The organism is Mesorhizobium sp. WSM4307, assembly GCF_007003945.1.
Lineage (GTDB): Bacteria > Pseudomonadota > Alphaproteobacteria > Rhizobiales > Rhizobiaceae > Mesorhizobium.
In genome coordinates this window covers 493,120-510,755 of the sequence record NZ_VFTB01000005.1, presented here as the reverse complement: position 1 = coordinate 510,755, position 17,636 = coordinate 493,120, and the positions used below count along the sequence as shown (strand labels likewise).

The 17,636-nt window shown below is 61.3% G+C and carries 16 protein-coding genes, 1 tRNA gene and 1 riboswitch; of the genes, 12 read left to right on the top strand and 5 right to left on the bottom strand.

The window, feature by feature from the left end:
• The first annotated feature begins 110 nt into the window (after positions 1-110).
• From FJV83_RS15105 to FJV83_RS15095, 3 genes are all read left to right on the top strand, one after another.
• On the top strand, positions 111-1,601 hold the full coding sequence (locus FJV83_RS15105) for a hypothetical protein (protein ID WP_142886603.1): 1,491 nt from the start codon (positions 111-113) through the stop codon (positions 1,599-1,601).
• A 214-nt stretch (positions 1,602-1,815) separates the two neighbouring features.
• Positions 1,816-3,702: an acyltransferase family protein gene (locus FJV83_RS15100; protein ID WP_142886602.1), complete on the top strand. Its 1,887-nt coding sequence runs from the start codon at positions 1,816-1,818 to the stop codon at positions 3,700-3,702.
• Positions 3,703-3,799: 97 nt separating this feature from the next.
• Positions 3,800-3,873 (top strand) — tRNA-Gly (locus FJV83_RS15095).
• A 788-nt stretch (positions 3,874-4,661) separates the two neighbouring features.
• Here FJV83_RS15095 and FJV83_RS15085 read toward each other — a convergent pair.
• On the bottom strand, positions 4,662-4,865 hold the full coding sequence (locus FJV83_RS15085) for a hypothetical protein (protein ID WP_142886601.1): 204 nt from the start codon (positions 4,863-4,865) through the stop codon (positions 4,662-4,664).
• 66 nt (positions 4,866-4,931) lie between these two features.
• Entirely contained in the window at positions 4,932-5,231 is a 300-nt protein-coding gene (locus tag FJV83_RS15080) for a DUF1236 domain-containing protein (RefSeq protein ID WP_095787315.1), read from the bottom strand.
• Between the two features lie 184 nt (positions 5,232-5,415).
• Here FJV83_RS15080 and FJV83_RS15075 point away from each other — a divergent pair, with 184 nt between their 5' ends.
• From FJV83_RS15075 to FJV83_RS15055, 4 genes are all read left to right on the top strand, one after another.
• Entirely contained in the window at positions 5,416-5,820 is a 405-nt protein-coding gene (locus FJV83_RS15075) for a hypothetical protein (protein ID WP_142886600.1), read from the top strand.
• Positions 5,821-6,116: 296 nt separating this feature from the next.
• On the top strand, positions 6,117-6,371 hold the full coding sequence (locus FJV83_RS36980) for a hypothetical protein (protein ID WP_246691865.1): 255 nt from the start codon (positions 6,117-6,119) through the stop codon (positions 6,369-6,371).
• A gap of 23 nt (positions 6,372-6,394) precedes the next feature.
• Complete coding sequence (locus FJV83_RS15065; protein WP_095787349.1) at positions 6,395-6,676, top strand: hypothetical protein; 282 nt, start codon at positions 6,395-6,397, stop codon at positions 6,674-6,676.
• Positions 6,677-7,248: 572 nt separating this feature from the next.
• The gene (locus FJV83_RS15055; protein WP_095771897.1) at positions 7,249-7,458 is read left to right on the top strand and encodes a hypothetical protein; all 210 of its coding nucleotides are present in this window, start codon (positions 7,249-7,251) and stop codon (positions 7,456-7,458) included.
• Positions 7,459-7,717: 259 nt separating this feature from the next.
• On the opposite strand, the gene FJV83_RS15050 is transcribed toward FJV83_RS15055, so the two are convergent.
• Together FJV83_RS15050 and FJV83_RS15045 are read right to left on the bottom strand one after the other, a co-directional pair.
• Positions 7,718-8,062, bottom strand: a complete 345-nt coding sequence (locus FJV83_RS15050; protein WP_095771977.1) for a protamine-2 (modular protein) — start codon at positions 8,060-8,062, stop codon at positions 7,718-7,720.
• 105 nt (positions 8,063-8,167) lie between these two features.
• Positions 8,168-9,157 carry a LysR family transcriptional regulator gene (locus FJV83_RS15045; RefSeq protein ID WP_095771976.1) on the bottom strand — a complete coding sequence of 330 codons (990 nt, stop codon included), beginning with the start codon at positions 9,155-9,157 and terminating at the stop codon, positions 8,168-8,170.
• Positions 9,158-9,468: 311 nt separating this feature from the next.
• Here FJV83_RS15045 and chvE point away from each other — a divergent pair, with 311 nt between their 5' ends.
• From chvE to araD1, 4 genes are all read left to right on the top strand, one after another.
• Positions 9,469-10,542 (top strand): multiple monosaccharide ABC transporter substrate-binding protein, encoded by a 1,074-nt coding sequence (gene chvE, locus FJV83_RS15040; protein ID WP_095771896.1) that lies wholly within the window; start codon positions 9,469-9,471, stop codon positions 10,540-10,542.
• A gap of 161 nt (positions 10,543-10,703) precedes the next feature.
• Positions 10,704-12,236: a multiple monosaccharide ABC transporter ATP-binding protein gene (mmsA, locus tag FJV83_RS15035; RefSeq protein ID WP_095787313.1), complete on the top strand. Its 1,533-nt coding sequence runs from the start codon at positions 10,704-10,706 to the stop codon at positions 12,234-12,236.
• A complete protein-coding gene (mmsB, locus tag FJV83_RS15030) occupies positions 12,233-13,519 on the top strand; it encodes a multiple monosaccharide ABC transporter permease (RefSeq protein WP_095771894.1) in 1,287 nt (428 codons plus the stop codon). Before mmsA ends, mmsB begins: the two co-directional genes overlap by 4 nt.
• A 289-nt stretch (positions 13,520-13,808) precedes the next feature.
• Positions 13,809-14,801: an AraD1 family protein gene (araD1, locus tag FJV83_RS15025; protein ID WP_142886599.1), complete on the top strand. Its 993-nt coding sequence runs from the start codon at positions 13,809-13,811 to the stop codon at positions 14,799-14,801.
• Between the two features lie 249 nt (positions 14,802-15,050).
• On the opposite strand, the gene FJV83_RS15020 is transcribed toward araD1, so the two are convergent.
• Positions 15,051-16,145 carry a 2'-deoxycytidine 5'-triphosphate deaminase gene (locus FJV83_RS15020; RefSeq protein WP_095771893.1) on the bottom strand — a complete coding sequence of 365 codons (1,095 nt, stop codon included), beginning with the start codon at positions 16,143-16,145 and terminating at the stop codon, positions 15,051-15,053.
• 138 nt (positions 16,146-16,283) lie between these two features.
• Positions 16,284-16,361: riboswitch (SAM riboswitch) on the top strand.
• A gap of 56 nt (positions 16,362-16,417) precedes the next feature.
• Here FJV83_RS15020 and FJV83_RS15015 point away from each other — a divergent pair.
• Positions 16,418-17,608, top strand: coding sequence for an O-succinylhomoserine sulfhydrylase (locus FJV83_RS15015; RefSeq protein WP_095771892.1), 1,191 nt, complete (start codon positions 16,418-16,420; stop codon positions 17,606-17,608).
• The last annotated feature ends 28 nt before the right edge of the window (positions 17,609-17,636 follow it).

The window sequence follows — 17,636 nt, the reverse complement described above, 5'->3', positions numbered from 1 at the left end:
CTTCCGTTTGATGTCTCGCGGATGCTGCGCTTTGGCGCCGTCGGGCTTCTCTACTCGGCGCTCGGCTATGCACCAGTCGTGGCGGCGACGCCGCCACCTGGAGCCGCTACATGAACCAGACCACGGCAATCGCGGCGGCGAGGCCGTCGCTCGGGGACGCGCAACGCATCAGGCTGATACTCTGCCTTCTCTGCGCCTGCCTGGTGGCCTATCTGCTTGCCACCTTGGCCAGCGCGATGCTTCAGGATCCCGACAGCTGGTGGCAGGTGAAGGTCGGATTGGACTTTCTGGAAAACCGGACGTTTCCCGTCGTCGACCCCTATTCCTATACGTTCGCCGGTCAGCCCTGGATCGCCAAGGAATGGCTGGGGCAGGTCTTTCTGGCCCTCGCCTACCGTGCCGGCGGCTGGAATGGCGTCGTCACACTGATCATCGCCACGGTCAGCCTGACGGTCTTCCTGATGGGATGGTTCCTCAGCGCATGGCTGAAGCCGACACTGGCGATAGCGCTGGCCTTCGCCGCGGCTTTGCTGATCGCCCCGATCTATACGGCCCGTCCACACGTCTTCACCTTGCCGATCATCGTCGTCTGGACGGCAATGCTGTTTGGCGCCGCGCAGGAAGAGAGAGCCCCGCCCCCGTGGCTGCTGGTGCTTGTGGTCTTGTGGGCCAACCTTCATGCCACGTTCACCTTGAGCTTCGTCATCGCTGCCTTTGCCGGGCTCGATCTCCTGGCGCGCTCGGGCCTGTCGAAACCCGCCCTCCTGGCAAAATGGGTTGCTTTCGGCCTGCTCTGCCCGCTGGTCAGCCTGATGCATCCCTATGGGATGAAAGCCATCCTGGCGACGTTCACGGTGGCCTATGGCAACGAGGCGGTGCCACTCATCCTGGAGTGGCGGGCGTTCAACGCGCAGGAGCAGATCCTCCAGGAAGCGGTGATGCTGTTGGCGCTTTTTGGACTTTTGGTATCGAGGCTGCGGATCGGTTGGGCCAAGGCAGTGTTCATCGTCTTCGCCTTGCATGTCTATCTCGCCCATCTGCGGTTCGTATATCTGCCCTTCCTGCTGATCCCCTTGGTGATCGCGGTCGAAGTCGCCCGGCAATACCCCTCGGTCTCGACCCCGACCTGGCTGGCGGAAAAGCGTGACGGACTGGAAAGACTCTTCGCCAGCCAGTTTTACGCGATCTGCGGCGCAATCGCTGTCCTGCTGATCGGTGCGGTCGTCATCCTCGGCAGTGCCTACCAGGTGGCGCCGAGCCCGAAGACAGCGGCCAACGGCGCCCTCGCATACGCACGCGATCACCAGCTTTCCGGCAATGTGCTGAATTCCTATAATTTCGGCGGCACGCTGATCTTTCACGGCATCAAGACCTACGTCGACGGCAGGACGGACCAGCTGTTCCTCGGCGGCTTCACGAAAGCCGAGGACGCGACGGGACACAGCGACGGAAAACCGCTGCTCGAGGCCCAGTTGAAGAAATACGCGATCGGCTGGGCACTCCTTACGGCCGACGATACCCGCATCCCATTCTTCGCGCAGTTGGGCTGGAAGCGAGCCTATGCGGACGACGACGCGGTGATCTACCTGCCTCCCGCCTGATCCACAGCCTCCGTTCGAAACCGGTTTCGTCAGCGTTCGAAGATCTGGCATCTGCCTTGACATGGATGTTGCAGTGCAGCAAACTTGTGTTGCAGAGCACAGTCCGTGAAACCCAAGAGCCACGATTTTTCGAACGACGGGGACATCGCCGCATGAGGAGCATGTCAGGTTCCGCCGCACGTCTGCCAAGGGCCATGGCGTACGGACCCGCCGAATGAACTACAGGCGTGATATTGATGGCCTGCGGGCCGTTGCGGTGCTGCCCGTCGTGCTCTTCCATTTCGGCGTATCGGCCATTCCCGGCGGCTTCACCGGTGTCGATATCTTCTTCGTCATATCGGGCTATCTGATCAGCGGCAGCCTACTCGACGACCTCGAGCGCGGCCAGTTCTCGATCGGCCGCTTTTACTGGCGCCGCGCGCGGCGCATCCTGCCGGCGCTGACCTTTGTCATCCTGCTCGCCAGTATCGCCGCCTGGTTCATCCTCCTGCCGTCGGATCTCCACGAGTACAGCCTCAGCGTGATCGCGGCCTCGACCTTCTGGTCGAACATCTATTTCTGGAAAACGACCAACTATTTCTCCATCGACGCGGAACTACGGCCGCTGCTGCACACATGGTCGCTTTCGGTCGAGGAGCAGTACTATATCTTCGCACCGGTCCTGGTGTATCTGATCTACCGATACGCCTCGAAGCGCTGGCTGACGATATTGCTGCCGATTGCCGTAGGCAGTTTTGCCCTGGCGGTCATGGCAACCACGCTGGCGCCGACCGCCGGCTTCTACCTGTTGCCGACGCGCATCTGGGAGCTGGCGCTGGGCGCCATGCTGATGCTGAGAAAGCCGCCGGCGCTTGCCAGCCGTCCGCTGACGGAACTGATCGGGCTGGCCGGTTTTGGCCTGATCGCCTTCGGCTTTCTGACGATTTCGGAAAGCGATCCGTTTCCGGGCTACAATGCCCTGTTTCCCTGCATGGGAACGGCGCTGCTCATCTATGCTGGCCAGCCCCATGCGGACAGGCCGGTCCCCGTCGCCACGCAGGTGCTGCGGCTCGCACCGCTGGTGTGGATCGGCCTTATCTCCTATTCGCTCTACCTCGTTCACTGGCCGATCAATTCGTTCGTCCGCTATCTCTCGCTCAAGGCCATCGGCGTGCCGACGATCATGGCGATGATCGTGGCGAGCGTCGCGCTGGCGACGTTCTCGTGGAAATATGTCGAGCAGCCCTTCCGCCAGAAGCGAGCCTTCACCGCCCCCCTGCCCATCTTCGCCTTCTCGGCCGCGGCGATCGCCCTGCTGTGCGTCGGCGGCCTGGCCGGTGCGCTGGGCAAGGGTTTTCCGCAACGGTTCCCGGATTTCTCGACGGAATGGGTCCTGGTGGGTGACTGGCGCAATGGCGTCTGTTTCAACGAGGGCGCGAGCCGGATCGAGAACTGGAACCTCGCCGACTGCACCCGAACGCACGGCTTTCCCACCAATGTGCTGCTGTGGGGCGATTCCTTCGCCGCGCACTACGTGTCGGGGCTGGAAGCCAATGCGCAGAAAATCCAGGCCAATATCATCCAGTATACCTATGCCGGCTGCCCGCCCAATCTGAGCTACTTTTCCTATGCCCGGCCGGCCTGCACGCGTTTCAACGAACGGGCGTTGTCGATCATCCACGATGCCAACATCCAGGCGGTGATCCTGAGCGGCCGGTGGACCGACTATCAGGCAAGGGGCTTCGACGGCCTGCAGAAGACAGTCGACCGGCTGCGCGACATGGGCGTCAAGGTCTATGTCATCGGCCAGTCTCCGGAGTTCATCGCCGACGTCCAGAAAATCGCCTTCTTCGCAAGAAGGGAGCACGTCGCGAACACATCCTGGCCGATGGCCATGGATCCGGACATCAACAAGCAGGTGCTGCCATTCGTCAAAGGGGCGACTTTCATCGACCCGCTGGCCTATCTGTGCGACGCGGCCGGCTGCTCCTATGCCGACGCCGGCACCAGGCAGTTTCTCTACTTCGACTACGGTCATTTCTCGTCCGCCGGCGCGACGCTCGCCATCTCGAAATACTGGCCAAGCTTTGCCGCCAGCAACAAAGTCGCCAAGGCAAAATAGGAATCACGGCCAGCGCCGAGGACCAGCGAAAGCGTTTGTTCGAGGGAACCGCTTTGCGATTGCCCGAAGGCCGAACCTCATGGTAACGAGGGCACGCGCGGGTATGATGTAATGGCAGCCTGTCAGCTTCCCAAGCTGAACGCGCGGGTTCGATTCCCGCTACCCGCTCCAGCTTGCGGACAGGGACCGCAACTCCTGAGCCTGTCTGATTGAAATTGGGATTGGTTTCCGCCACGTTGCGTCTCCTGGGGCGGGAGCGCAATGCGGTCTCTTAACCGGGCGCGCCTTTTGCTGGTTGCACCCGATATCATTCAAACTGGCGTAAAGATTCGGTCAGGCAACTCTATTCTTGTAAGGACGCGCTTGCCCGCATTCCTGATCGCCTGTTCGAATGATGCCAGCCTCTTGGGTTCGGCGCATTTTTGCCCCAGCCGGCGGCAACCCACATACCCCAACAAACCGCCGGTTAGGCCCGGCTGCTGACCAAGTGCCCCAATCGTCAACCGCCGGGCCGCCAGGGCTTATGCTCCATGCAGAGGAAAGCGCGGAATTGGTCGATCCGCCTGGCGTGATGGCGCGACGCCGGCGCCATGCTGGTGCCGGTTTTTCAGGTAGCCCGCAAAGATCGACAGCTTCTTTTCATAACCTATGCGCACCATAGCTTTGCAGCTGTCGCATCTGAAGCTTCCGATTGTGCGGAGCCAGGAACCAGGCCTTGCCATAGGGTGTGAGCAGGCCGGACAGTGGAACTCCATCGTCACGTCGCTCAGTTCATCGCACAAAGCCATTTCCGTATTTCTCCCAACCGGTGTCCCATTGAGAACAAACAAGAGTGGCGGAAAATGTTCCAGGCTGGGCCTTCTGGCGGATCGGGAAGGGACTTCAGTCCTTTGATGGAGGCCGGACTTGACGCCCCAGCGGTCGATCGCGGTCCACATGAGCCCCGGGAACAGGCCGCTTCAACCGACATGCGGGTCGACAAGGAACGACGCGGCAATCAGGTCGTCGCCCTCGATACGCCCATGGACATCCTCCAGAAGGGCAGCCACCTTCTGGAATGTCTCGATCTCGCCGTCTGTAATGTTCGCGTCGAGCATTCGGGTCTTGAGATCGACGACGCGCGACGCCAAAGCCTCGGAATTCCCAACCTCACGATGTGACATGGTGATACCTATCGCAATTCCTCGTAAAGCCCGCCGCCAATGAAGGCGACGAGCTGTTACATCAGATCAGTTGTAGACCTTGATGATCTTACGCGTGCTCGGTTCCACAAGAACCGTCCGGTTGTCGATCACAACGTAGCGGTATTTGACGTTCGGAACCTCGTGCAACTCGACCGTATCCGGCAGAGCTGTGCCGACGTTGAGTTCCACTCCCGGAAGCTTGACGGAAGCCAGCGGCTGCTTCTTCACGTATTCGCGTACTACGGTATCCTGCTCAGGTGTGATGACAACATCCTCCGCGGCCACTGCGCCAACGCCGGCAAGCAGGACGAGCGCCGCCGCGGCGCTGGTTAGATGCATTCTCATAATTTTCTCCTCTTGTAATCTGACGACAGCGGGACCTTCCGCCCGCCGCTGTTCCGAACTTACCGCCAGCGGCATGGTTCCCTGACGGCGGACTTCAGTCGGATACTGGTCGGACCAAAGGCCCATCTTGCTCTCGCGCGGCCCTTTGGAGGGAACTTAAGTCAGGAAAGACGCTTACTGGCCCATGGGCACACATGGCGTTGAAATCTTCGCCAAACCGGTTTCACCGGACCATCTATCCGATGATCCGTTGGTGGCGACCCATATATCAAACAGGATTTTAGAGGCGGCTGAGAATTCCGAGACAGCGGCGAAGTCAGAGCGGGCAGGGGCGACTGAGGCGACTGAGGCGACTGAGGCGACTGAGGCGACTGAGGCGACTGAGGCGAACAAAACTCCACGTATCGGAGTGGTAGGAAACAAAGACGAGGTATTGCACAATGAAATTTCGAACCCTCTAGTCCGGATGATCCTGACAGCCTACCGCAGTGACTTTTTCCCCATCCTTTTACTCCTTGCGGGCTATACGCTGTTTGCGTTGGGTGCGGCTCTGTTCGTTCTTCTAGTGTGGATCGTGTATGCTGCCTAGAAAGGCGCAAAATAGGGTGCCGTCAATCGGAGCTTCCTAGAAGGACTTTCCAGCCCGCATCCTGGCCCGAGCAATGGCAAGCTGTGTTTCCGTCCTCGCGTACTTTGTCTGGGCCATGTTGTCAGCCGCGATAGTAGCCCCAAAAGTAATGTTATCAGTGACTTATATCACGATTGGCTAAAAGCTCGACAAGGCTGGCCTTGAAGGAATGGTATCGAAGCGCCGCGACAGCAAGTCCGCGGCGGTCCGTCGACGACTGGCTGAAGGCGAAATGCTACCCGGTCGATGAATACGAGTTGCTCGGCGTCGAGCGCAAGGCTCGAAGGCCGGCCTTTGCCCTGATGGCGGATCGGGCGACCGGCCGCTATGTCGGGTCGGCCTTCATCAATTCCAGCCGGGCCATGCGAAACGGGCGGCTGAGGCCAGGCATTCCTGGCGAAGAGATCGATGAAGAAATTGGCACGATCTACATATTCATGATGCAGGGATGCGCTAGTGGAGCGCTGGGAACCGAGTTCGGTAATCCACGTTTTTTCCCAAGGTCATGCTGAATGACCCAACGACGGAGGAAACAATGAATATCAAGATGCTCACAATGGGCGCGATGGCGCTTGCGATGATGACCGGTTCGGCTCTTGCCGCCGGCAACACATCTGCACTCGACGATCCGGCAAAGATGTCGCCGTTCTTCACCGATGCCGGCATGAAAACTTTGAAGACGGAAAAGGATTTCAAGGCCGCATGGACGGCCATGAAACCCGATGAACAGAAAGCGGTGTTGAAAGATTGCGGCGATACCACGCTCAACAAGTCGCACGCAGATTTCTGCGCCATGGCAAAGAAGATGGGCGGCTGAATCTAGGCTGGACTCGAAGGCGGGCCTAGGTCCGCCTTCGAGTAACGGCGGCTCGTGCCGTGCCTACAATTCCTCAGCTATAAAGGCTTCCCGGCTCGCATCATGGCCCGAGCAATGGCAAGCTGTGTCTCCCTCCTCGCGTCCTTTGTCTGGGCCATGCTGCCCGCCGCGATGGGTAGCAATAAAATGTAATGTTATCAGTAGCTTATGTCACGATTGGCTAAAGGCCCGACAAGGCTGCCCTTGAAGGAATGGCATCGAAGCGCCGCGACAGCAAATACCACAGGCGAAATGCTACTCGGTTGACGAATACGAGCTGCCCGGCGTCGAGCGCGCAAGGCTGGAAAGCCGGACTTTGACCTGATGGCGGATCGGGCGACAGGCCGTTATGTCGGGGGCCATCCGAGAGCGGTTGTGGGAGCGCATCCGGGAGCACGCCGGGCCGGCGCCGAAGGGCATGAAGCACCCGGCGACGCGATGGGTGAAGCCCGCAATCATCGGCCGGATAAAGCACTTGCGCGGCGAAGAAGACTTACGGCATGGTTCCCTTCAGGATTTGCGGGAGGAAGATCATGCCAATTCGGCGAAAGGCGACTGAAGCCGGCATTTTCGACGCAACCGAATTGGCGCTCTTCGGCAGGGTTTTCGACAAGCTGAAACTTGAGCATCCGCCACCGGACACCCTCGACATGATCGCATCGCGGGTTATCGCAAATTATATGGCCGGCATCAAAGACGAGGCTGAACTCGTCTCGCTTTCGCGATGGCCGCTCGGTCGCTAGGAATCTTCGAGGCGGCCCGGCCAGCCTTCAGGTTGACACAGGATGACTAGCCGGGCCGCGCCGGCCGTTTGAGGAAGCCGGGCGAAGAGCCAAAATCCTACTCTCCTGTCGTCTCATTTCAATTGAAAATGAATGTACGATTTTTACGGTGTCGTGATTACCTAAAGCAACTTGCCCGCGCGCATCATGGCCCGGGCAATGGCAAGCTGTGTCTCCGTCCTGGCACGCAGCGGTGGCCGGCCTTTTCGTCAACGGGTCGTCACAGCCAGACGCGGAGCCACACCCGCTCGCGCCAGCAACGCACATGACGGCGTCCATGGCGCCAATACCGACGGCAAACCCTTCTCCAGCCGCGGCGCCGCCGCCGCCTCTCTCCGTAATAGCGATCTCCGTAGTAGCGATGATGCCAACGACGGTGAGAGACCTTTTCCACTTCGAGGTCGTCATCGCCTTCGAAGACAGCCGGATCCGGCTTGTCTAGTTCATCGAGAATTCCGTCGCCCTGAGGAATGCCGGCAACCGCGCTGCCAGGTCCGGCTATGCCCGCAAACGCCACGGCCCCCGCAACGCCCAGCATTCCTGTGAGAAACAACCGACGTTCCATCAAAATCTCCCGAGTTGTTGACATCGGCATCTCGTTCCCTCGCCCAAAACGAGCTCCAGCGAGCATGCCGTTTGGCCTGAACGTGTGACTGCACTTCTTGTTCCATCACCCCACTTCGCGCAGGATGAAATCGTGCAGCATCTTGGCGGCCGGCGACAGCGCGCGATTCCTGACCGTGATCAGGCTGTAGGGCCTGACCTCGATGTCGAACTCGGTCTGGACGACATCGATGGCGCCGGCGAGTCCGTCGGGATTCTGGATGAATTTCGCCACCTGCACCGAGACCGGCGCGATGGCGTCGGACTGCGCTACCATGACCAGCGTCAGGAGCAGCGAACTGGTGTTGAGGATCCGGTCCGGCAGCGCGATGTTGCGGTTGAGGAAATTGCTCTCCATCGCCTGACGCAAGGGCGAGCCGCCCGACTGGAAAACCCAGTCATAGGCGGCAGTGTCTTCCAGCCGCACCACACTGCCCCTGGTCAGCGGGTGGCCACGACGCACGATCAGGCAGGCTTTCTCGACGCCGATGACACGCGATTCGAACAGCCGCGGATTGAGATCGTCGGGGATGCGCGCAATGATGAAATCATGGCGCGAGGCGATCAGTTCGCGCGCCAGCACATTCGAGGTCTCGACCTGCATGGTGATCTCGATGCGTGGATAGATGCGGCGGATTTCGCGGATCGCCGGCACCGCCAGTTCGATCGCCGGCGCCGTCACGGCACCGAGAAACACGGAACCGCCCTTGCCCGCCTTGAGCTCGGAAATCTCGCGATCGACCTCGCGCATCTCCAGCAGGATCGAACGCGCACGCCTGGCCAAGGCCTTGCCGTAGGGCGTGAGCGTGATGCCGCGCGGCAGCCTCTCGCACAGCTTGACCGCGAGCACCGCCTCCATCTCGGCAATCATGCGCGATGCCGCCGGCTGCGAAATGTTCATGACCTGCGCCGCCGCGCTCACCCGACCGTGATCGTCGAGCGCGACGATCATGCGCATATGACGCAGGCTGAGGCCGCTGCGCAGCAGGGTTTCGCCATCGCCTGGGGTCTCGTTGTAATCATTTGAACCCGCAGCCGGATTCCGTAACGCCGCCATGGTTTTTCCTGCCTCCGCCCGCCGCCCGCAGGCATTTGCCAGCAGCCCGTCAAGCGTCATAACATATACCACTTGCGGTATAGCAACCATCAAAGATCGCATTTGACAGTTATGGCAAAAGGACGGCAACGTCAGCCCGTTCCGAGACGCAACGGTCGCCGACGATAAAATCGTATCGATTGAAATCAGCGGCTCGGGGCCATGGGAGGATACCGGAGATCGATATGACGGCAGCAGTGCCTTGGCGCTTCTGCACGATTGCGCGGCCCGCGACCCCCGGGGTGCTGCGTCCATCAACCAGGGAGAGTTACGTGAAAATCATCAAGACACTGGCCGCAGTCGCGGCGCTTGGCATCGCTGCCATGACCTATTCGTCGGCGCACGCGGCCGACAAGGGTCTCGTCGGCGTGCTGATGCCGACCAAGACTTCGCAGCGCTGGATCAATGACGGCGACGCCGTCAAGTCCCAGCTCGAGGCTCTCGGCTACACCGTCGACCTGCAATATGCGCAGGACGACATTCCCAACCAGCTCAGCCAGCTGGAGAACGAAATCACCAAGGGCCCGAAGGCGCTGATCATCGCCTCGATCGACGGCACCACCCTGTCGGATGCGCTGCAGAAGGCCGCTGACGCGGGCGTCGTCGTCGTTGCTTATGACCGTCTGATCAAGAAGACCGCCAATGTCGACTATTACACCACCTTCGACAATTTCGGCGTCGGCGTGATCCAGGCGAATTCGCTGGTCAAGGGCCTCAAGGAGCGCTTCCCGAACACCAAGCCGTGGAACGTCGAACTGTTCGGCGGCTCGCCCGACGACAACAACGCCTTCTTCTTCTACAACGGTGCGATTTCCGTCCTGCAGCCGCTGATCGACGACGGCTCGATCAAGATCAAGTCCGGCCAGACCGGTATGGACAAGGTCGGCACGCTGCGCTGGCTGGCGGCAACCGCCCAGGCGCGTATGGACAACCTGCTGTCGGCCAACTACTCGGACGGCAGCCGCGTCGATGGCGTTCTGTCGCCCTATGATGGCCTGTCGCGCGGCATCACCGCCTCGCTGCGCGCCGTGGGTTACGGCACGGCCGCTCAGCCCTGGCCGATCGTGACCGGTCAGGACGCCGAGACCGCCTCGGTCAAGCTGATCATCTCGGGCGAGCAGTATTCGACCGTGTTCAAGGACACCCGCGAACTGGCCAAGTCGACCGTCGAACTGGTCGACAAGGTGCTCTCGGGCGGCAAGCCTGACGGCCTCGACACCAAGACCTACAACAACGACGTCAAGGTCGTTCCCTCGATCCTGCTGACGCCGCATGATGTCGACAAGTCGAACTACCAGAAGCTGGTCGTCGACTCCGGCTACATCAAGGCCGAAGACCTGAAGTAATCTCTGTTATGAAATCTGGGGTCCTGCGCGACGCAGGGCCCCTTTTCGTTCACAAGCGACCCCGGTATTGTTACTGCCGGCCTAGAGCAATTCCAGGAAACGCGCGTAACGCTTTCCCCTGGGAATTGCGTAAAAACAAGAAAGTCTAGGAGCTTGCCCTGATGACCTCGACGATTTTGGAGATGCGCGACATCACCAAGACGTTTCCCGGCGTGAAGGCGCTGTCGAATGTCAACCTCAGCGTCGAGGAAGGCGAAATCCACGCCGTGGTCGGCGAGAACGGCGCCGGCAAGTCGACGCTGATGAAAGTGCTGTCGGGCGTCTATCCCGCGGGCACATATGAAGGCCAGATCATCTTTCAAGGCCAGGAATGCCAGTTCAAAGGCATCCATGACAGCGAACACAAGGGCATCGTCATCATCCACCAGGAGCTTGCGCTGGTGCCGATGCTGTCGATTGCCGAAAACATTTTCCTCGGCAACGAACACGCCAAATACGGCATGATCGACTGGGACGCCAACGAGGCGCGCACCAGCGCGCTGTTGAAGAAGGTGGGCCTCAAGGAGGACCCCAAGACGCTGATCACCAATATCGGCGTCGGCAAGCAGCAGCTGGTCGAGATCGCCAAGGCGTTGAGCAAGGAAGTCAAACTGCTGATCCTCGACGAGCCGACCGCATCGCTCAGCGAGAAGGACAGCCAGGCGCTGCTCGACCTTTTGCTCGAGTTCAAGCGGCAAGGCATGACCTCGATCCTGATCTCGCACAAACTCAACGAGGTGAACCGGGTCGCCGACAAGGTTACCGTCATCCGAGACGGGCGCACCATCGAGACGCTGGCCAAGAAGGATATCTCGGAAGACCGAATCATCACCTCGATGGTCGGCCGTTCGCTCGACGACCGCTATCCGCCGCGGGAACCAAAGATCGGCGAGGTCGTCTTCGAAGTGAAAAACTGGTCGGTCTATCACCCGATTCATGCCGAACGGCAGGTGATCAAGGGCATCGACATCAATGTGCGCAAGGGCGAGGTGGTCGGCATAGCCGGGCTGATGGGCGCCGGCCGCACCGAATTCGCCATGAGCCTGTTCGGCCGCTCCTATGGCCGCCACATCAGGGGCGAGGTGCTGCTCAAGGGCAAGCCGATCGATGTCTCGTCCGTGAGCAAGGCGGTCGAACACGGCATCGCCTACGTGACCGAGGACCGCAAGACTTACGGTCTCAACCTGATCGACCATATCAAGCACAACATCACGCTTGCCAATCTCGGCGGCGTGTCGCGTCACAGCGTGATCGACGATCTGGGCGAACTCGCCGTTGCCAACGATTATCGCAAGAAGACCAACATCCGCGCTTCGAGCGTCTATCAGATGACGGGCAATCTTTCCGGCGGCAACCAGCAGAAGGTGGTGTTGTCGAAATGGCTGTTCGCCGATCCGGATTTGCTGATCCTCGACGAGCCGACGCGCGGCATCGACGTCGGCGCCAAGTACGAAATCTACACGATCATCGCGCGTCTTGCCTCGGAGGGTAAGGCGATCGTGGTCATCTCGTCGGAAATGCCGGAATTGCTCGGCATCACCGATCGCATCTACGTCATGAACGAAGGCCGCATCGTCGGCGAAATGCCCGCGGCGGACGCAAGCCAGGAAAAAATAATGCGCGCCATCGTTCGGGGAGAAGGAAAAGCAGCATGAGCACCGACAGCGCCCCCGCCCCGCAGGGCAACATCGCCGAGGACCAGCGTCCACGCATTGCCGTCTCGGCGCTGACGACGAACCTGCGCGAATACGGTCTCATCATCGCGCTGATCGTCATCATGCTGTTCTTCCAGTTCACCACGTCGGGAACGCTGTTCAAGCCGGTCAACCTCAGCAATCTGGTGCAGCAGAACTCGTTCATCATCGTGATGGCGCTGGGCATGCTGCTGGTCATCGTTTCCGGCTATATCGACCTCAGCGTCGGCTCGGTCGCCGGTTTCATCGGCGCCCTGGCGGCAAACATGATGGTCATCTGGCAGCTCGGGCCGCTCAGCAATCCGCTGGTGGTTTCGATCGTATGCCTCATCGTGGGCGGCCTGATCGGTGCGGCGCAAGGCTATTGGATCGCCTATCACCGAATACCGAGCTTCATCGTGACATTGGCCGGCATGCTGATCTTCCGCGGCATCTGCCAGGCGCTGCTGGGCGGCGGCTCCTCGGTGGGCCCGCTTCCAGACGGCTTCAAGGCGCTGAGCTCCGGCTTCATCCCGGACGTTATCGGCCCGCTGACGTTGATCCCGCCCACGGTGAACGCCGCCGGCAAGACCATCGTGGGCAGCGGCCTGACGCTGCACATGACGACGGTCGTGCTCGGCCTGATCGCCGTGCTGGCCTATGCCTATTTCGGCGTGAGGACACGACGCAAGCGCGAACGCCACGGCTATGAAGCCGAGCCCTTCCCCCTGTTCGTCGTCAAGACGCTGGTCGCCAGCGCGCTGGCACTGTTCCTGGTCTATGAGTTCGCCAGCTACAGGGGCCTGCCGGTGGTGCTGCTCGTCATGGGCGTGCTGATTTCGCTGTTCGTCTTCGTCACCAAGCGCATGACCATCGGTCGCCGCATCTACGCGATGGGCGGCAATCCCAAGGCGGCGCAGCTGTCGGGCATCAACACCGAGCGGCTGACGCTGCTGGTGTTCATCAATATGGGCGTGCTGTCGGCGCTGGGCGGCCTGATCATCGCGGCTCGCCTTGGCCAGGCCGTGCCGGCGGCCGGCCTGGGCTCAGAGCTCGACGTCATCGCCGCTGTCTTCATCGGCGGCGCCTCGGCGATGGGCGGCGTCGGCCAGGTCATCGGCGCCGTGGTCGGCGGCTTCATTATGGGCGTGATGAACAACGGCATGTCGATCATGGGCGTCAATGTCGACTGGCAGCAGGTGGTCAAAGGTCTGGTCCTGCTCGGCGCCGTGATCTTCGACGTCTACAACAAGAACAAGGCCTGACAGGAACAATTCCGGGAAAGCGCATCGCGGTTTTCCCACGGGAATTGCGTGAAAACAAAATACCGGGAGCGGACCGAACCGCTCCGGCGAGGCAACGAGGAAGGCATACGGGTCACATCGCGGCGCTGCCGGCAACCGACCGGCACGAAGAAGTTCCCTCAAGGAACCAGGCCCCGCGAGCGCAATCCGAACGGAGAATTTCACCCGTGGCATGGGCGACGTCCCAGCCGCGCTTGGGAAGGTTTGCCGCCGCGGCAGCCATGCCAAGGCACATGAGAGAGGATTGATCATGCTGATCTCGCAGATTCTCGATGACGCCGAGACCATCCGCGTCGTTGCCCGCAATGGCGGCAAGACCCGGATCATCAACGGCGCGCGCAGCGTCTATTCGCTGGCGATGGAGGCGGCCCGCACCGGCGTCGGCCTGGCCACCCTGATCGAGCGCAAGGGGCTCGGCGAGACGGTCGACCTCGATGCCGCCTACAAGAAGGGGCGGCTGTTGTCGCCGATCAATCACCCCGATCCGGCGCATCTGCACCTCACCGGCACCGGCCTGACCCATCTCGGCTCGGCGGCGACGCGCGATTCCATGCACAAGAAGCTCAGCATCGATGGCGAGGAGCAGCTCACTGATTCCATGAAGATGTTCCGCATGGGACTGGAGGGGGGCAAGCCCGCCAAGGGCCAAGTCGGCGTGCAGCCGGAATGGTTCTACAAGGGCAACGGCACGATGGCCGTGGCGCCGGGTGCCGCACTCCTGTCACCGGCCTTCGCCAAGGACGCCGGCGAGGAACCTGAGATCGCCGGCATCTATGTCATCGGCGATGACGGCGCCGCCTTCCGCGTCGGCTTCACGCTGTCGAACGAGTTTTCCGACCACGTGACCGAGCGGGTGAACTATCTCTTCCTCGCCCACTCCAAGCTGCGCAACGCCTCGTTCGGACCGGAGATCCTGATCGGCGACCTGCCTTCCGACATCCGCGGCACCTCGCGCATCGTGCGCGACGGCAAGACGCTATGGGAAAAGCCGTTCCTGTCGGGCGAAGCGAACATGTCGCACACCATTGCCAATCTGGAACACCATCACTTCAAATATTCGGCGTTCCGCCAGCCGGGCGACGTGCATGTGCATATGTTCGGCACCGCGACACTGTCCTTCGCCGACGGCGTCAAGACCGAGGCCGGCGATGTGTTCGAGATCGAGGCCGGGGATTTCGGCCTGCCGCTGCGCAACCCGCTCGAGATCGAAAAACCAGTAAAGGTGGCGGTGAAGGCGCTTTGAGATAGCGCCAATATCCTGGGAGAGAAAATGAACGGGATGGGGCTTGGTTTCATCTTAGCGGGCTTGGCCCTATCCCTCGCCTGTTCTTCCTCCGTGGCTTACAGCGCCGGGCGGCGCCTGCCGCCGACAGGATCCATTTCGAGATCTGCATTTTCTTGTTCGCCTTGAGCGCCGCCATCCCGACGACCGACAGGCCAGCCACGCATGATGTGCCGGCAGGCAAGTATCTTGCCTGGCGGCAATCGGGGTTCAGCGCGCGGCGCGGAAATGCTTGGAGAGCTTCAGGCCCTGTGCCTGGTAGTTGGAGCCGAGATCGGTGCCGTAGAGCGCCTGCGGCCGCTTCAGCATGTGCTCGTAGACCAGCCGGCCGACGATCTGGCCATGGTCGAGGATGAACGGCACTTCGTGGCTGCGCACTTCAAGCACCGCCCGGCTGCCGGTGCCACCGGCCGCCGAATGGCCGAAGCCCGGATCGAAGAAGCCGGCATAATGGACGCGAAATTCGCCGACCAGCGGGTCGAAGGGCGTCATCTCGGCAGCATAGAGCGGCGGCACATGCACCGCCTCCTGGCTGACGAGGATGTAGAATTCGTCCGGATCGAGCACCAGTTCGCCGGCGCCGCTCTTGTGGATGGGTTCCCAGAAATCGACGACGTCCTGCGCGGCGCGCTTGTCGACATCGACAAGGCCGGTGTGATGCTTGCCGCGATAGCCGACCAGCCCGTCACCGTCGCCCTTGAGATCGATCGACAGCGCGATGCCGCCGCCCGAAATATTCGGCGGCTCGGTGGCGACCAGCATCTGCGCGCGGTGCAATTCATGCAATTCGGCTTCCGAGAGCAGCGCGTTGCCGGTGCGGAAGCGGATCTGCGACAGGCGCGAGCCGGTGCGCACGACGATCGGAAAGGTGCGCGGGCTGACTTCCAGGTAAAGCGGACCGTTGTAGCCGGCGGCGATCTTGTCGAACTCGTGGCCACGGTCGGTCATGACGCGGGTGAAAATGTCGAGCCGCCCGGTCGAACTCTTCGGATTGGCCGAGGCGGACACGGTTGGGGGCAGCGCAAGGCTTTCCAGCAGCGGCACGATGTAAACACAGCCCGTTTCCAGCACGGCGCCGTCGGCGAGGCTGAACTCATGCAGCTTCAGCCGGTCGAGTTTGTCGGCAACCCGATGATCCGGACCCGGCAGGAAGGACGCCCGCACCCGCCAGGCCTTGTCGCCGAGCCTGAGATCGAGGCTGGCCGGCTGGATCTGGTCGGCATCGAGCGCGCGCGGCGACTTCAGCGCGCCGGACTGGAACAGCGCCGAGATATCCTGATCGGGAAGAATGCCTGTCTGCCGCAAGGCTCCGCTCCTAGGCCAGACGATTTTCCTGCCGCAGGTTCTCGCCGCAAAACCGTGAAACGCTTTTGCGGAACCTGCTTGGTACAAACCTCTTAATGAAGCCGGCAATTGACGCAAGCGTGGTACGGGTCTAAAGGGTCGTTATCCCGTGGTGATTTGGCCGGTCGGCTTGCAGCCACGTTAAACAAGTCGCTAAAGGACCGTTGGCCGCGAGGCCGTATGGACCGGTTGCGACTTTCGCGACCGGTTTTTTTGTGTCTGGAACAAAAGCAATGAGCAGCAAGAAGCGCAACTGGAAGCCTCAAACAGCCCTCGTGCATGGCGGAACCCTGCGTTCCGGCTTTGGCGAGACCTCCGAGGCGATGTACCTGACCCAGGGCTATGTCTATCAAACGGCGCAAGCCGCCGAAGCCCGCTTCAAGGGCGAGGAGCCGGGCTTCATCTATTCGCGCTACGCCAATCCGACCGTCGACATGTTCGAAAAGCGCATGTGTGCGCTCGAAGGCGCCGAGGATGCGCGCGCCACGGCATCGGGCATGGCGGCAGTAACGGCGGCGCTTCTTTGCAGCGTCAAGGCCGGTGACCACATCGTGGCGGCGCGCGCGCTGTTCGGCTCCTGCCGTTGGGTGGTCGAGACGCTGGCACCGCGCTACGGCATCGAGGCGACGCTGGTCGACGGCACCGATATCGCCAACTGGGAAAAGGCGGTCAGGCCCAACACCAAGCTGTTCTTCCTGGAAAGCCCGACCAACCCGACATTGGAAGTGGTCGACATCGCCGCTGTGGCTGCGCTCGCCAATTCGATCGGCGCGCGGCTTGTCGTCGACAATGTCTTTGCCACGCCTCTCCAGCAGAAGCCGTTGCAGCTCGGCGCGCATATCGTCGTCTATTCGGCCACCAAGCACATCGATGGCCAGGGCCGCTGTCTCGGCGGCGTGATCCTGTCGGACAAGAAGTGGATCGACGAGAATTTGCATGACTATTTCCGCCACACCGGCCCCAGCCTGTCGCCCTTCAACGCCTGGACGCTGCTGAAGGGCCTGGAGACGCTGCCGCTGCGTGTGCGCCAGCAGACGGAGAGCGCCGGCAAGATCGCGGATTTCCTCGCCGAGCAGCCGCAGATTGCCCGCGTCATCTATCCCGGCCGCGCCGACCATCCGCAGGCCGAGATCGTCAAGAAGCAGATGTCGGGCGGCTCGACGCTGATCTGCCTCGACGTCAAGGGCGGCAAGCAGGCGGCTTTCGCCCTGCAGAACGCGCTCGACATCGTGCTGATCTCGAACAATCTCGGCGACGCCAAGAGCCTGATCACCCATCCGGCGACGACCACGCACAAGAATTTGAGCGAAGAGGCGCGCGCCGAACTCGGCATCGGGCCAGGAACGCTCAGGCTGTCGGTCGGCCTGGAGGATACCGACGACCTTCTGGAAGACATCGCCCAGGCGCTGAAGGGCGCCAAATAGGGAGCCGTCGAGGCAGCGTCGTCCGCGC